At 74.7% G+C, this 14,471-nt stretch carries 14 protein-coding genes; 7 read left to right on the top strand and 7 right to left on the bottom strand.

All coding sequences use genetic code 11. The annotated features are described in order from the left end of the window. Positions 1-122: 122 nt before the first annotated feature. On the bottom strand, positions 123-1,097 hold the full coding sequence (locus ACFC1T_RS10230) for a helix-turn-helix transcriptional regulator (RefSeq protein WP_375886022.1): 975 nt from the start codon (positions 1,095-1,097) through the stop codon (positions 123-125). Between the two features lie 110 nt (positions 1,098-1,207). Here ACFC1T_RS10230 and ACFC1T_RS10225 point away from each other — a divergent pair, with 110 nt between their 5' ends. Next, positions 1,208-1,753, top strand: coding sequence for a DinB family protein (locus ACFC1T_RS10225; RefSeq protein WP_375886020.1), 546 nt, complete (start codon positions 1,208-1,210; stop codon positions 1,751-1,753). A gap of 49 nt (positions 1,754-1,802) precedes the next feature. Here the strand turns inward: ACFC1T_RS10225 and ACFC1T_RS10220 are convergent, their stop codons facing one another. Beyond that, the gene (locus tag ACFC1T_RS10220; RefSeq protein WP_375886017.1) at positions 1,803-2,018 is read right to left on the bottom strand and encodes a heavy-metal-associated domain-containing protein; all 216 of its coding nucleotides are present in this window, start codon (positions 2,016-2,018) and stop codon (positions 1,803-1,805) included. Between the two features lie 293 nt (positions 2,019-2,311). On the opposite strand from ACFC1T_RS10220, the gene ACFC1T_RS10215 reads away from it, so the two are divergent. From ACFC1T_RS10215 to ACFC1T_RS10205, 3 genes are all read left to right on the top strand, one after another. Continuing rightward, positions 2,312-3,301, top strand: coding sequence for a TIGR03619 family F420-dependent LLM class oxidoreductase (locus ACFC1T_RS10215; protein WP_375886015.1), 990 nt, complete (start codon positions 2,312-2,314; stop codon positions 3,299-3,301). Between the two features lie 112 nt (positions 3,302-3,413). Continuing rightward, positions 3,414-4,124, top strand: a complete 711-nt coding sequence (locus ACFC1T_RS10210) for a DUF3152 domain-containing protein (protein ID WP_375886013.1) — start codon at positions 3,414-3,416, stop codon at positions 4,122-4,124. Positions 4,125-4,280: 156 nt separating this feature from the next. Then, complete coding sequence (locus ACFC1T_RS10205) at positions 4,281-5,201, top strand: glutaminase (RefSeq protein WP_375886202.1); 921 nt, start codon at positions 4,281-4,283, stop codon at positions 5,199-5,201. 50 nt (positions 5,202-5,251) lie between these two features. Here ACFC1T_RS10205 and ACFC1T_RS10200 read toward each other — a convergent pair whose 3' ends face one another. Beyond that, complete coding sequence (locus tag ACFC1T_RS10200; RefSeq protein WP_375886011.1) at positions 5,252-5,425, bottom strand: hypothetical protein; 174 nt, start codon at positions 5,423-5,425, stop codon at positions 5,252-5,254. 31 nt (positions 5,426-5,456) lie between these two features. On the opposite strand from ACFC1T_RS10200, the gene ACFC1T_RS10195 reads away from it, so the two are divergent. Beyond that, positions 5,457-6,917, top strand: a complete 1,461-nt coding sequence (locus ACFC1T_RS10195; RefSeq protein ID WP_375886009.1) for a hypothetical protein — start codon at positions 5,457-5,459, stop codon at positions 6,915-6,917. Positions 6,918-6,970: 53 nt separating this feature from the next. Here ACFC1T_RS10195 and ACFC1T_RS10190 read toward each other — a convergent pair whose 3' ends face one another. Further along, entirely contained in the window at positions 6,971-8,017 is a 1,047-nt protein-coding gene (locus tag ACFC1T_RS10190) for a HEAT repeat domain-containing protein (protein ID WP_375886007.1), read from the bottom strand. Positions 8,018-8,070: 53 nt separating this feature from the next. Further along, positions 8,071-8,736, bottom strand: a complete 666-nt coding sequence (locus ACFC1T_RS10185) for a HEAT repeat domain-containing protein (RefSeq protein ID WP_375886004.1) — start codon at positions 8,734-8,736, stop codon at positions 8,071-8,073. Positions 8,737-8,842: 106 nt separating this feature from the next. Here ACFC1T_RS10185 and ACFC1T_RS10180 point away from each other — a divergent pair, with 106 nt between their 5' ends. Together ACFC1T_RS10180 and ACFC1T_RS10175 are read left to right on the top strand one after the other, a co-directional pair. Beyond that, the gene (locus ACFC1T_RS10180) at positions 8,843-10,237 is read left to right on the top strand and encodes a DUF2254 domain-containing protein (protein WP_375886002.1); all 1,395 of its coding nucleotides are present in this window, start codon (positions 8,843-8,845) and stop codon (positions 10,235-10,237) included. A gap of 388 nt (positions 10,238-10,625) precedes the next feature. After that, positions 10,626-12,146 carry a serine/threonine-protein kinase gene (locus tag ACFC1T_RS10175; protein ID WP_375886000.1) on the top strand — a complete coding sequence of 507 codons (1,521 nt, stop codon included), beginning with the start codon at positions 10,626-10,628 and terminating at the stop codon, positions 12,144-12,146. A gap of 61 nt (positions 12,147-12,207) precedes the next feature. Here ACFC1T_RS10175 and glmS read toward each other — a convergent pair whose 3' ends face one another. Beyond that, the gene (glmS, locus tag ACFC1T_RS10170) at positions 12,208-14,034 is read right to left on the bottom strand and encodes a glutamine--fructose-6-phosphate transaminase (isomerizing) (protein ID WP_375885997.1); all 1,827 of its coding nucleotides are present in this window, start codon (positions 14,032-14,034) and stop codon (positions 12,208-12,210) included. A gap of 39 nt (positions 14,035-14,073) precedes the next feature. Next, on the bottom strand, positions 14,074-14,349 hold the full coding sequence (locus ACFC1T_RS10165) for a hypothetical protein (protein ID WP_360237016.1): 276 nt from the start codon (positions 14,347-14,349) through the stop codon (positions 14,074-14,076). Positions 14,350-14,471 lie beyond the last annotated feature (122 nt).

Here is a 14,471-nt window from a genome sequence, read left to right as displayed (position 1 = left end):
ACCCCCATCCACCCCCGGCCGGCGTAACGACCGTACGAATCCCGGCAGTTCCAGCCCCACCCCACGGGAGGACCACCCCACCACAGCCCCACCCCGCACAGGAAGTCGATCGGGCCGACTTCCTACTCCTCCGCGGCGCCTTCCGCCGCCCGGCCGAAGCGGGTGGACCATTCCGCGATGAGGGTCCGCAGCTCCGGCGGGTGGACGACCTGGAACTCGGCGCCGAGGGAGCCCAGGGCCATGGCGGGCCAGTCCAGGGAGTCGGCGGTCATCCGTAGGCGGCAGCGGGTGGCGTCCACCGCCTCGACGTCGCCCCAGCGGCCGACGTGGGCGCGGACGCGGTCGGCGGGGGCCTCCACCAGGGCCTCGACGCGGTTGGGGCGGGGCATGGCGCTGAGGCCCGCGCGGACGAACTCGGCGGCGTCGGCGGCCGGGAGGGTGCGGGGCGCGAAGCGGGCGCCGGTGGCCTCGGCGGCGGTGAGGCGGTCGAGGCGGAAGGTCCGCCAGTCGCCGCGGTCGAGGTCGTAGGCGACCAGGTACCAGCGCCGGTCGAGGCAGACCAGCCGGTGCGGTTCGACGTGCCGCTCGGTGCGCCGCGCGGAGGCGGCGGTGTACGAGAAGCGGATCCGTTCGTCGTCCCGGCAGGCCAGGGCGACGGCGGTGAGGGCGTCGGGGTCGACGCGGGAGGCGGGGGCGGTGCCCCAGTCGACGGGGACGGTGACGGCGCGCAGCGCCTCGACCCGGCGGCGCAGCCGGCCCGGCATCACCTGCACGACCTTGGCCAGGACCCGGACGGAGGCCTCGGCGACCCCCTCCACCGGGCTGTCGGCCGCCGCCTGGAGTCCGACCGCGAGGGCGACCGCCTCCTCGTCGTCGATGACCAGCGGGGGCAGCGCCGCACCCGCGGCCAGCTGGTAGCCGCCCTCGACGCCGCGCTGGGCCTCGACGGGGTAGCCGAGGTCGCGCAGCCGGTCGATGTCGCGGCGCAGGGTGCGGACGGAGACGCCGAGCCGGTCGGCGAGTTCCTCGCCGGGCCAGTACCGGTGGGTCTGGAGCAGGGAGAGCAGTCGCAGGGTCCGGGTGCTGGTGTTCGCCATGTCCCGATTCTGGCCGCAATTCAGGACAGGAAGTGGCCGCAATGCTCCGTAACGTGGTTCTCGTCCGAGGGAGCAGGACCCGAGCAGGACCCGAACGGAAGGCCAGAGCCATGACCACGACCACCACCCCCGACGCCACCGCCCCCGTCACCGGCGAGCGCGCCGACCTCCTGGTCGCGCTGGAGAAGCAGCGGCACTTCCTGCGCTTCACCACCCGCGACCTCACCGACGAGCAGGCCGGCCTGCGGACCTGTGCGAGCGAGCTGTGCCTGGGCGGTCTGGTCAAGCACGTGACCACGGTGGAGCGGCTGTGGGCGGAGTTCATCGTGGAGGGCCCGTCCGCGATGCCCGACTTCTCCGCCATGACCGAGGCCGACTTCGCCCGCCGCGCCGACGAGTTCCGGCTCCTGCCGGGCGAGACGCTGGCCGGGGTGCTCGCGGAGTACGCCGAGGTGGCCCGCCGGACGGACGAGCTGGTGGCCACCCTGCCGGACCTGGACGCGACCCAGCCGCTGCCGAAGGCGCCCTGGTTCGAGGCGGACGCCGAGTGGTCGGCCCGCCGGGTGCTGCTGCACGTCATCGCGGAGACCGCCCAGCACGCGGGCCACGCCGACATCGTCCGCGAGTCGCTGGACGGCGCGAAGAGCATGGGCTGAGCCTGGTGGGGCCCGCCGTAGCAGGCGGCGGGCCCCGGCCCGTCCGGGGTCAGATCTCGTCGACGAGGGTGAAGCCGGCCCCGTCCACCACGCTGCGGACCGCCGCCGTCTCCAGCGGCTGGGCGGAGGCCACGGTGACCCGTCCGCTCGGCGCGTCCGCGACGACCTCGGTGACCCCGGGGATGGCGGCGAGCCCGGCGCTGACGGTCCTTTCGCAGTGGCCGCAGCTCATGCCGTCGACGGTGAGGACGGTGGTGATGGACATGACGGTGCCTCCGGTTACGGGTCGTGGTGCGGGTGGTCGTCGTGCGGGTGGTGGTGCGGGTCGTCGTGATCGACTCGCACCACAACAGCCGATTCCGACGGCGATCCCCAGGAACACGCCGCACGGGTGGCACCTTCGAGTGGTTCCGGGAACCGGCGGCGCCGCCCGCCCGACGGAAGCCCCGGCAGAAGCCCCGAAGGGAGTCCAGCGGGAGCCCCCGACGCCTGGCGTTCCGGGCACCCGTCGGCCGACACTGGGTGCTCCGACCCCCGCACGGAAGGCGGAAGCACCCCATGCCGCTCGGACTCGCCCTCCCCCAGTACGGCCGCTTCGCCGACCCCGCCCTGACCGTCCGGATCGCCGCCGCGGCCGAGGCGCTCGGTTACGACCGGCTCTGGACAGCCGACCGGCTCCTGGTCGCCAACGCCCCGCGGACCCCGTACCCCGGCGGCAGCGGCGCCGTCCCGGAGAGCCACCGGACCTTCCTCGACCCGCTCACCCTGCTGACCGCCGCCGCCGGCGCGACGAGCCGGGCGCGCCTGGGCACCAGCACGCTCAACGCGCCCTGGTACCCCCCGGCCCTGCTCGCCCGCACCCTGACGACGATCGACCTGCTCAGCAACGGCCGCCTCGACGTCGGCTTCGGACTCGGCTGGTCCGAGGACGAGTACGGGGCGGTCGGCGTCCCGTGGCGGGGCCGGGCGGCCCGGCTGGAGGAGACCCTGGACGTGCTGGAGGCGTTCTGGACCGGGGGCGCCGACGTCCGGCACACCGGTGCGCTGTGGACCGTCCCGCCGTCGACCGTCCTGGCCCGACCGGCCCAACGACCGCGCCCGCCCGTCCTGTTGGGCGGGGTGAGTCCGGCCGCGCTGGAGCGGGTCGGGCGGCGCGCCGACGGCTGGCTGGGCGTCGGCCTGCCGCTGCCCGCCCTGCGCCCGCTCTGGGAGCGCGTCCGCGACTCCGCCCGGTCCGCCGGCCGCGACCCGGGGGCGCTGCGCCTGGTGCTGCGGGTGAACCCGGTGGTCACCGCCGGCCCGGCGCCCGAGGGCGACGTCCCCCAGCGCGGCACGGTCGCCCAGATCGCCCACTACCTGGCCACCGCCGTACGGGAGTTGGGCGCGGAGCCGCTGATCGACCTGCACCACGCGGCGCGGTCCCCGGAGGAGTTCCTCTCCCTCGCCCGGGAGTTCCGCGATGCCCTGGCGCTCCCGCCGTCCCCTACCCTGGCCCCGACACCCACAACAGGACTGAACCCTCCGCCGCAACCGGACCGTTCCTCCTGATGTACCCCGTTTTGAGCCCGCCCAGGAGCACCACCACCATGTCCGACACCGCCGCGCCCCCGACCCACCGAATACGCCGGACGCACGGCCGTGCGGCGGCGGGCAGCGGCCGATGACGGCGGCCGCTGCCCGCCCGCGCCGTCGGTGGCGCCTGCGGCCCTGGCACGCCGCGCTCGCCCTGGCCCTGGTCGCGGCGGTGACCGCCGGCCTGCTGTGGTGGCAGCCCTGGCGCAGCGGCGAGCCCGCGCCGCTGGCCTTCACCACCGCCCCTGGCGGCTCCGCCCGCTTCGGCACCGGGGAGCACCTGTACCGCTACAAGGTGCGGGTGGAGGACGGCATCGCGGAGAGCCCGGCGCAGTTCGCCGCCGAGGTGGACGCCGTCCTCGGCGACACCCGGCGCGGCTGGGCGGCCGGGGGCACCGCGTCCTTCGAGCGGATGGCCGCCGACCCGGTGGACTTCACGGTCTACCTGGCGACCCCGGGCTCCACCGACCGGATCTGCGGCCAGTACGGGCTGGACACCGGCGGCTGGGTCAACTGCGGCGTCCAGCACCAGGTGGTGATCAACCTCAAGCGGTGGACCGAGTTGTCCGAGTTCTACCGGAACCAGCCGGAGCTGTACCACGCGCTGGCGATCAACCACGAGGTCGGGCACATCCTCGGCAACGGCCACGTCGACTGCCCGGGCCCGGGCGCCCCGGCGCCGGTGATGATGCAGCAGATCAAGGGCCTGCACGGCTGCGTCCCGAACGGCTGGCCCTACACGGACTCCGGCACCCTGCTGACCGGCCCGCCGGTCCAGGCGCCGACCGACGCGCCGTAGCGCCGGCCTCCCGGCACGCCACGCACCGCACCCCCGCCTGGCGCACAGCACTCCCCCGAAGACGGATAATCACAGGTCGGACGGTGCCCGTACCCGTCCATACCCGTCCGTACCCGTCCGCGCGTGGAGTGAAGAACCTTGTTCGATGTGGAGAACCTGGACTACCCCGTCCTGCTGGCCGCCGCCGAGGCGGCCGCCCGGGCGACCACGGGCCGGGGCCACGTCGCCGACTACATCCCGGCCCTCGCCGAGGCGGACCCGGAGGCCTTCGGCATGGCCGTGGCCACCGTCGACGGCGAACTGCACGGCGTCGGCGACTGGGAGCGGCCGTTCTCGATCCAGAGCGTCTCCAAGCTGTTCTCGCTCGCCCTCGCCCTCGCCTACAGCCCCGACGGCGGCGAGGACCTCTGGCGGGGCGTCGGCCGGGAGCCCTCCGGCAACCCCTTCAACTCGCTGGTCCAGCTGGAGACCGAGCACGGCATCCCGCGCAATCCGTTCATCAACGCGGGCGCCCTGGTGGTCACCGACCGCCTGCAGTCCCTGACCGGCGACGCCTCCGGCGCCGTACGGCAGTTCCTGCGCCGCGAGTCCGGCAACCGGCTGCTGGACACCGACCCGGTGGTCGCCGCCTCCGAGGCCGAGCACGGCCACCGCAACGCCGCGCTCGCCCACTTCATCGCCAGCCACGGCAATCTGCGGAACCCGGTCGACACCGTGCTGGACCACTACTACGCGCACTGCGCGATCGCCGCCAGCTGCCGCGACCTCGTGCTCGCCGGCGCCTTCCTCGCCCGCTACGGCGTGCGCACCGACGGCACCCGGCTGATGAGCCGCGGCGAGGCCAAGCGCCTCAACGCCGTCCTGCTCACCTGCGGCACCTACGACGCCGCCGGCGAGTTCGCCTTCCGCGTCGGCCTGCCCGGCAAGAGCGGCGTCGGCGGCGGCGTCCTCGCCATACTGCCCGGCCGCGCGGCCGTCTGCGCCTGGGGCCCCCGCCTCGACCAGGCCGGCAACTCGGTCGCCGCCGTGACCGCCCTGGACACCCTCACCACCCTCTCCGGCTGCTCGGTCTTCTGACCCGCACCACCCGGTCCCACGGGCCGGACGGACGCTTGTGCGACAAAGTGTCAGTGGTCCATGCTGGCCGCATGAACCGCCACACGCACCTGAGCCGTCGACTCGACGTCGACCTCGGGCACGCGTGCTCGGCGATCTGTCACCGCGCGCTCTGACGCGGTGATCAGCCCGGCGCCCCCGGCGCCGTCGGGAACCCCCACCCGGGCGATCACGTGCACCACCACGCCGTCCACACCTCTCCCGACGGGAACTCCCATGCGCCTCGCGCTGCCCGCACTCGTGACCGCCGCCCTGCTGGCCCTCCCGGTCCCCGCCCTCGCGGACCCCGCCCCTGCTCCTGCTCCTGCCCACGCCGACAGCCCGTTCGGTCCGCTCCCCCCGCACAACCCGTACGCGGGGCCCGACGGCACCGCCACCATGCACGGCGACACCGGCTCCTCCGACGCCACCCCGCTGCCCGGCCCGAAGCCCGGCCCGCTCGACTCCGAGCGGGTGGCCCTCCAGTCCGCCTGCCCGACGGTGCTGGTCGGCTCGGACGGACGCCCGGTCGCGCTCTGCACCACGATCTTCGGCCTCGTCCCGACGGTCCACCTGCTCGACCCGGCCGACGGCGGTTCCGTCGCCGAACTCCCCATCGCCAAGGGCTCGTTGCTCGGCGGCGTGTACGCCTACCTGGACCAGGACGACCGCCTGGTGGTGGTGGACGGCAACCGCGACCTGCTGCGGATCGGCCACCACCGCACCGCCACCGGCGCCTGGGCGCTGACCGTGGACAGCCGGCTGTCGCTGGCCGGCGCCGTGCCCGAGGGCGACGCCGTGACCGGCCTGTCCCCGGACTGGCAGGGCCGGGTCTGGTTCGCCACCGGCGGCGGGGTCGTCGGCACCGCCGACGACCGCACCGGCACCGTCCGCACCCTCGCCCTCCCGGCCGGGGAGAAGGTCGCCAACTCCCTCTCCACCGCCCCGGCCGGCACGATGGTGGCCACCACCCACGCCACCTACCTACTGACCGCCGGGGCCGACGGCACTCCGCGCATCGCCTGGCGGCGGCCGTACGACCGCGGGCCGGGCCGCAAGCCCGGACAGCTCAGCTGGGGCACCGGCTCCACGCCGACCTTCTTCGGCCCGCGCACCGGCACCGACTACGTCACCGTCGTCGACAACGCCGCGCCGACCGTGCACCTGCTGGTCTACCGCACCGCCGACGGCTCCGAGGTCTGCTCCGTCCCCGTCCTCAGGGCGGGCGGCAGCGGCAGCGAGAACTCCCCGGTCGGCGCCGGGAACGCCGTCTTCGTCGCCAGCACCTACGGCTACCCGTACCCCAAGCTGCCCGCCGACGCCGGCCCGAGCGTGCCCGCCTCCGGCCGCTTCTCCGGCGGCCTCAGCCGGGTCGACGTCCGCTCCGACGGCTCCGGCTGCGACCTCGTCTGGGACACCACGGTGCGCTCCGCCGCCGTGCCGAGGCTGTCCACCGGTGACGGTCTGCTCCACACCGTGCTGCGCCGGCCGGTCATCCCCGGCACCGACGCCACCTCGATCCTCGATCCGTACGACTACGCCGAGGTCGACCCGAGCACCGGCGCCGTCACCCGCACCCACTACCTCGGCGCGGGCTTCCTCTTCGACACCCTCCAGATGGTCGGCTCGATCGCCCCCGGCGGCGTGGTCTACCAGGGCACCACCACCGGCATCCTGCGGATCAGCAGCGCCGGCTGACCGGCCCACCGCCACCGGTCGCCCACAGCCACTGCGCGGCGCGCGGGAGCCCGCTACCGCGCGCCGCGCAGCGTGAGCACGTACGCCGCCGTGAGCGCGACCACCCGGTCACCGTCCCGCGCCAGCCCGGCGAGCGCGCGCGTCGCCGTGCTCCCCGGGATGTCCGCGAGCGCCTGGGTCAGCCGCCGCCGGGCGGGCTCGTCCACCCCGTCCCGGGCCAGCCGCTCGACGAGCCGCCCGGCGATCCGGTCCGCCAGGACGGGATCAACGGCAGCACCGACACCGGCAGCACCGCCCCCGGCGCCGCCGTTCGCCAGCGCGGCCAGCGCGTCGGCCGCGTCGGCGTCGTTCCGCTCCTCGACGATCATGTCGATGAGCGTCGGGACGGCATCGGCCACCCGCCTGGCCCCGAGCGCCAGGGCCGCGTACCCGCGGACCACCGGATCGGGGCCGGCCAGGGCGTCCCGCAGCAGTGCGGTCGCCGCCTCGTCCGGGATCTCGGCGAGGGACCGGACGGCGCGTTCCCGCACCTCGGCCGAGGGCGAGCCGAGGCCCGGCGCCAGCAGGGCCACCGCCGCCTCGCCGGCCCGTGCCAAGGCCCACCGCAGGGCCCCGGCGGCGTTCGGGTCCGACTCGGCCAGCACCGCCTCGGCCAGTGCCTCCAGGGGGACGGGGGCCTCCTCGACCGCCGCCAGGGCCGCGCGCTGCCGCGCCCCCGCGCTCCCCGACTCCAGCCCGCGCAGGAGCGCCACGGTCCGCAGGACGTCCTCCCAGCCGCCGGGCTCCGCCGCACCGATCCGGCGCAGCCGCGTCAGCAGCTCGCTCTCCGCCGCGATGCGCTCCAGCGTGCGGGCGACGAGGTCGTCGACCAGCCCCGAGGGCGCGAAGCCCGGGTCGTCGAGCGCCCGCCCGACGTCGTGCAGCGACAGGCCGAGCGAGCGCAGGCTCTCGATGTGGAAGATCCGCCGGATGTCCGCGTCGGAGTACTCCCGGTAGCCGGAGCCGGTACGGCCCGAGGGCCGCACCAGGCCGAGCGACTCGTAGTGCCTGAGCATCCGGGCACTGACCCCGGACCGCCGGGCGACTTCACCGATCAGCACCGCCCACACCGTCCAAACCGTCCACACCGTCCGCCACCGATCGACATCCCCCGCTACCCGTCCCGTTCGGTCCCGAGGACGGCGATCCGCTTCGCCTCCTCGATCGCCGACTCGAAGCCGGCGTCCGGGTCGCGGCGCAGCGCCTCCGTGGCGAGCGCGTGGGCGCGCACCCGGGGGTCGGGGTCCGTCGTCGCGGCGGTCAGGACCGGGGCCGCCGCCTCCCCGAGCGCGACCAGCGCCCGACTGAGGCTCAGCTGCGTCTCCCGGCCGCCGCGCCCGAGCTGCGCCGCCAACCCTACGGCCAGGGCGGGCCGCTCGTCCTCGGGCGCCAGCACGACCGCGGCCCGCCAGGCGCTGCGGGCCACCTCCTCGTCGGGGTCGGACAGCAGCGCCGGGGTGACGGCCGGCCAGGCCCGCCGGTCCCCGATCTTGGACAGGGTGTGCAGCGCCTGGCTCCGTGCCTGGGCACGCTCCGAGCGGACCTCGTCGAGCAGCGGCGGGACGGTCACCGCCGCCCGGTGGCGGGTGAGCGCCCAGGTGAGCATCTCCCGCACCGGGAAGTCGGGCTCGACGGCGCACCGCTCGACCAGCCCGTCGACGAACCCCGGGTCCGGGTTCGTCCCGACGGCCAGCGCGGCCCGCAGCCGCACCGACGGGTCGTCGTGCGCCAGCCCCTTCCACACCCGCATCGTGTTCTCGTCCTCGGTCGACGTCGTCATCGGGACCACCTCCTGGAGACCAGTGAAGGGCTTGTCACCGTGTCAAGGTCAAGCCGTACGGGCTGGGCGGACGCCGAGCCGGGAGGCCGCCGGGACCCTAGATTGGGTGATCGAGGGGGTGTGCCGGCGGGCCGGGCGTACGGAGGTGGGCGAGGTGATCCGCGGTGTCCACCTGGAGGCGCAGTGGCGGCGCGAGGCGCTGCGGACCAATCTGTGGGTCGTCCCGATCCTGGAGGTCGGGTTCGCCGCGGCCCTGTTCGCGGTCACGGTCGCGCTGGACCGGGGGGCGTACGACGGGACGCTGGGGCTGCCGTCCTGGGTGATCAGCGGGACGGCGGACTCGGCGCGGCAGGTCCTGGCGGCGATCGCGGCGGCGCTGATCACCGTGGTCGGCGTGGTGTTCTCGATCATGATCGTGACGCTCACGCTGGCCTCCACCCAGTTCGGGCCGCGCATGCTGCGCACCTTCATCCGGGACCGCACCACCCAGATGACCCTGGGCACCTTCGTCGGGACGTTCGTCTTCGCGATCCTCTCGCTGGTCGTCATCGGGCCCGGCCCGAGGGGCGACTTCGTCCCCCACCTGTCCATCACCGTGTGCATGGTGCTGGTCATGCTCGACCTCGCCGTACTGATCTTCTTCATCCACCACATCGCCACCTCCATCCAGTTGCCCCGGGTGATCGCGAGCATCGCGGCGGAGCTGTCGGAGGCGATCGAGGCGGGCGCGGGCGGGCCGGACCGGCCTGCCGGGGGCGGCGCGGGGCCGACGGCCGCGGAGCTGAACGTCCGGCTGGACACCTCGGGGGCGACGGTCCCGGCCCCCGCCAGCGGCTACCTCCAGTTCGTCCGGCACCGCACGCTCGTCCGGATGGCCGCGGAGCTCGACGCCGTCATCCGGCTGGACCACCGGCCGGGGCACTTCCTCGTCCAGGGCCACCCGCTGGCCACCGTCTGGCCGCCGGGGGCCGCGCCCGAGGTGGCCCGCAGCTTCGCCCGCGCCCACGTCGTCGGGTCGACCCGCACCCTCGCCCAGGACATCGCCTTCGCCGTCGACCAGCTGGTGGAGATCGCCATCCGGGCCCTGTCCACCGCGGTCAACGACACCTTCACCACCCTGACCTGCATCGACTGGCTGGGCGAGGGCCTGTGCCGGATCGCCGCCCGCTGGGACCCGAACCCCGTCCACCGCGACGAGGCCGGGTACGTCCGGGTGATGACCGTCCCGGTGAGCTACGAGCGGCTGGTCCAGCGGTCGTTCGAGAAGATCCGCCAGGCCGCCCCCGGCATGCCCGCCGTCCTGATCCGCCAGCTGGACGCGCTGGCCGAGATCATGGCGGAGACCCGGACCGAACAGCAGCGCCGGGTCCTGCTCCAGCAGGCGGAGATGATCGAACGCCTGAACCGGGAGTCGGTCCCGGAGGCCGCCGACCGCGACGACGTCCGGCGGCGCTACCTCTCGGTCCTGGCGGCCTACGCCCGGGCCGGCCGCGCGAACTGACCCCCGCCCCCGGGGCCCGCTCGGGGCCCGGAACGGAAGCGCGGAACTCGGTAGCGCTACGTGGATATGACATGTACTCTGCGTATCGCTGGTTGAACACGCTGCGGGCCTGGTCGCCACTCCGTGGGGGGAGTCACGCCCAGGCCCGATCGCCGGCCCGGGGCCCGGTTGCGCTCGTGGGGGAGCGTCAGCCGGGCCCTTCGGTGGGTCCACGTCGTTATGCCCAGCCCGACGGTGTTTCAGTCATGACAACCCGTCGGCATCCCGAAGCCCCACCGACTCCGCACCGCCGCCGCCCTCCCCCGTCACCCGCCCTCCCCCGCCGTCGGCCGTACGGGCTCTGCCAGACTGTGGCGGACGTGCAGGCCGAGGAACGGGGGAACCGACGGTGGCGGACAGCGGGGACGGCGGTACGGCCGTGACCTCGGCGGGGCGGCTGGTCGGCGGCCGGTACCGGCTGGCGCGGCGGCTCGGGGCGGGCGGTTTCGGCAGCGTCTGGCAGGCCCACGACGAGGTGCTCGGCGTGGACGTGGCCGTCAAGGAGGTCCGACTGCCGCCCGCCGCCTCGCCCGAGGAACACTCCGAGCGCCTGCTGCGCGCCCAGCGGGAGGCCCGGCACGCGGCCCGGCTGCGCGACCACCCGAACGTCGTCGGCGTCCACGACGTGGTGGTCGACGACGGCGCCCCGTGGACGGTGATGCAGCTGATCGTCGGCCGGTCCCTGGAGGAGCGGATCGCCGGGGAGGGCCCGCTCCCGACCGCCGACACGGTGACGGTCGCCGAGGCCGTCCTCGCCGCGCTCGACGCCGCGCACCGGGCGGGGATCGTGCACCGCGACGTGAAGCCGGCGAACATCATGCTGGCCGACGACGGCGGCGTGCTGCTCGCCGACTTCGGGATCGCCGTGCAGCAGGACCAGACCGCCCTCACCGCCTCGGGCGCCTTCATCGGCTCGGTCGACTACCTCGCCCCCGAGCGCGCCCACGGCAGCCCCGCGGCCCCGGCGGGCGACCTGTTCTCGCTCGGCGCCACGCTCTACCAGGCCGCCGAGGGCCGACTGCCGTTCCGCCGGGACACCCCGGTCGCGACGCTCACCGCGGTGCTGTTCGAACAGCCGCCGCCGATGACCCTGGCCGGCCCGCTGGCCCCGCTGATCGACGGCCTGCTGGCGAAGGACCCGAACGCCCGCCTCACCGGGGCGCAGGCGGCCGCCCTGCTCGCCGGGCAGCGGCCCCGGCAACCGCACCGGCCGGTGCCGCCGGCCCGGCCCGCGCACCCGCCGACCGCGCTCGCCACCCAGCCGGTCACCCCGCCGGTCACCCCGCCGACCCTCCCGGTCCGGCCGGGGGAACCGGTCCGGCCCCCGGCGACCGGCCGGCGGGAGCGCCTGCTCGCGTCCGTCCTGGTGCCGACCGGGCTGCTGGCCGTGTACGGCGTGTCGATGCTGCTCACCGGCGGCACCGTCAGCATCGCGGCCGGCGGGAACATGACCCCGCAGACGGTCGCCGCCATCAACCACGCGTCCGGGTCGGGCTTCCCGCTGCACTCCGCGCTCGGGCTCGACGACTTCCCCGGCACGGGCCGGGGCTTCCTGTTCATGCCCTGGCCGTGGCTGGTGCCCGCCGTACTCGCCCTGGTCTGCGCGGCCGTCCTGCCGTACCGCCCGTGGGGGCCGCTGCGCAGGTTCGGCTACCTCTGCGCCCTGCCGCTCCCGGCTGTGCTCGGCATCGTCGACGTCACCCTGCGCGCCCAGGACGCCGACGTCTTCCACACCCTGCCGCCCGCGGTGCAGGCGAACCTCACGCTGACCTTCGGGGCCGGCTGGTGGCTGCTGCACGCCGCCGCCGTGCTGACCCTGGCCGCCCTGATCTGGCAGCACGTCCGGACGGCACGCGCGAACCGGGCCTGACGGCGGCCGGGCCCCGGTCGTCCGCACAGCGACCGGGGCCCGGGCGTCGAACGCCTGACGGCTACTCCACCGTCACGCTCTTCGCCAGGTTCCGCGGCTTGTCCACGTCCCGGCCGAGGGCGACCGCCGCGTGGTAGGCGAGCAGCTGGAGCGGGATGTTGAGGAGCAGCGGGTCCAGCTCCGGCTCGCTCTTGGGGACCAGGATGCAGTGGTCGGCCAGCTTGTCCTCGGGCCGGCGGTGGGCGACCGCGATGACCCGGCCGGAGCGGGCCTTGATCTCGCCGAGGGTGGTGAGGTTCTTGTCGAGCAGCTCGTCGTCCGGGACGAGGGCCACGGTCGGCAGCTCGGGGCTGATCAGGGCCAGCGGCCCGTGCTTGAGCTCGCTCGCCGGGTAGGCCTCGGCGTGGACGTAGGAGATCTCCTTGAGCTTCTGCGCGCCCTCCCGGGCCACCGGGTAGCCGCGGACCCGGCCGATGAACATCATCCCGGCGGAGTCGGCGTACTCGGCCGCCAGCTTCGCGATCGCGTCGGACTGGTCGAGCACCTCGCGGATCTGGTCGGGCAGCGCCTGGAGGGCGGAGACGATCCGGCGGCCGTCGGCCGGCGAGAGGTCGTGGATCCGGCCGAAGTGCAGGGCGAGCAGGGCGAAGGCGACCACGGTGGAGGTGAAGGCCTTGGTGGAGGCGACGGACACCTCGGGCCCGGCGTGCAGGTAGATGCCGCCGTCGCACTCGCGGGCGATCGCACTGCCCACGGTGTTCACGACGCCGAGGACGCGGCCGCCCTTGCGCTTGATCTCCTGGACGGCGGCCAGCGTGTCGTAGGTCTCGCCGGACTGGCTGACCGCGACGTACAGGGTGTCGGCCTCGATCACCGGGTTGCGGTAGCGGAACTCCGAGGCGGGCTCGCTGTGGGCGGGGATGCGGGACAGCTCCTCGATCAGCTGGGCGCCCATCTCGCCCGCGTAGTAGGCGGATCCGCAGCCGAGGATCTTCACCCGGCGGATCTCGCGCAGTTCGCGGGCGTCCAGGTTGAGGCCGCCGAGGTGGGCGGTGCTGAACCGCTCGTCGAGCCGGCCGCTGAGGGTGCGCTCGACGGAGGTGGGCTGCTCGTGGATCTCCTTGAGCAGGTAGTGGTCGTAGCCGCCGGTGTCGAAGGAGTCGATCTCCCAGTCGACGGTGGACGGCTGGCGGTGGGTGGTGCGGGCGTCCGCGGTGAAGGTGCGGAAGCCGTCGGCGCGGACGGTGGCGAGCTCGCCGTCCTCCAGGTGCACCACCTGGCGGGTGTAGCGGACCAGGGCGGAGACGTCGGAGGCGGCGAACATCTCCTTCTCGCCGATGCCGAGCACGATCGGGCTGCCGTTGCGGGCGACCACGATGCGGTCGGGCTGCTCGGCGTCGAGCACCGCGATGCCGTAGGTGCCGACGACCCGGCCGAGCGCGGCGCGGACGGCGTCCTCCAGCTCGACGCCCTCGGCGGTGTGCGCGGCGATCAGGTGGGAGAGCACCTCGGTGTCGGTCTCGGAGCGGAAGACCGCGCCGTCGGCGGCGAGCTTGACGCGCAGCTCGTCGGCGTTCTCGATGATGCCGTTGTGCACGACGGCGATCCGCTCGGCGTTGTCCAGGTGCGGGTGCGCGTTGGCGTCGCTGGGCACGCCGTGGGTGGCCCAGCGGGTGTGGCCGATTCCGGTGCCGCCCTTGAAGCGGGCCGGCACGGCGGCGGCGAGGTCGGCGACCCGGCCCTTCACCTTGCGGAGCTTGATGCCGCCGGTGCGCCCGGCGACGGCGACGCCGGCCGAGTCGTAGCCGCGGTACTCCAGCCGGGCCAGTCCTTCCAGCAGGAAGGGGGTCGCGTCCTTGGGGCCGATGTAGGCCACGATTCCGCACATGCGTGGACTCCTCCAGTAAATAGCGAATGAACCCGGGGCTCAGCCGTAGACGATCCGGCGCAGCTGACGGGCCGAGAGCTCCGGCGCCGCGACGCGGCGGGCGGGCAGCTCCTCGGCGAGCCGGGCGAAGATCCGTTCGTTGGTGAGGCCGCGTGCCTGCAGCTCGCCGTGGCGGCGACGGACGTACTCCTCGGTGGTCTCGGAGAAGTACGCCAGCACCTCCGCCACGACCCGCGCCGCTTCCCGGGGCCCGAGCGGGCTGGTCCGGGAGAGGTGGGCGAGGAGGTCTTCGTGAGGGTGGGGTGAGCTCGGCACGAATGAGAACTCTAGGTCTCCCGGCGTGCCGAAGCCAAAGATCTTGCCCGAATTCGGGCAGGCTCGGCGACTTTCGGCCCGGGTAACCGCGCGGACCCCTGGCCGTCACCTTCCGGACAGGC

The sequence above is a fragment of the Kitasatospora sp. NPDC056076 genome, from assembly GCF_042266305.1.
Taxonomy (GTDB): Bacteria; Actinomycetota; Actinomycetes; order Streptomycetales; family Streptomycetaceae; genus Kitasatospora.
Note: the sequence above shows the minus strand (reverse complement) of the source record. Positions and strands in the feature narration are given on the sequence as shown.

Excerpts from the sequence above, each read along its gene's own strand:
- ACFC1T_RS10230 (WP_375886022.1), bottom strand. The coding sequence starts at position 1,097 with ATGGCGAACACCAGCACCCGGACCCTGCGACTGCTCTCCCTGCTCCAG.
- ACFC1T_RS10225 (WP_375886020.1), top strand. The coding sequence starts at position 1,208 with ATGACCACGACCACCACCCCCGACGCCACCGCCCCCGTCACCGGCGAG.
- ACFC1T_RS10220 (WP_375886017.1), bottom strand. The coding sequence starts at position 2,018 with ATGTCCATCACCACCGTCCTCACCGTCGACGGCATGAGCTGCGGCCAC.
- ACFC1T_RS10215 (WP_375886015.1), top strand. The coding sequence starts at position 2,312 with ATGCCGCTCGGACTCGCCCTCCCCCAGTACGGCCGCTTCGCCGACCCC.
- ACFC1T_RS10210 (WP_375886013.1), top strand. The coding sequence starts at position 3,414 with ATGACGGCGGCCGCTGCCCGCCCGCGCCGTCGGTGGCGCCTGCGGCCC.
- ACFC1T_RS10195 (WP_375886009.1), top strand. The coding sequence starts at position 5,457 with ATGCGCCTCGCGCTGCCCGCACTCGTGACCGCCGCCCTGCTGGCCCTC.
- ACFC1T_RS10185 (WP_375886004.1), bottom strand. The coding sequence starts at position 8,736 with ATGACGACGTCGACCGAGGACGAGAACACGATGCGGGTGTGGAAGGGG.
- glmS (WP_375885997.1), bottom strand. The coding sequence starts at position 14,034 with ATGTGCGGAATCGTGGCCTACATCGGCCCCAAGGACGCGACCCCCTTC.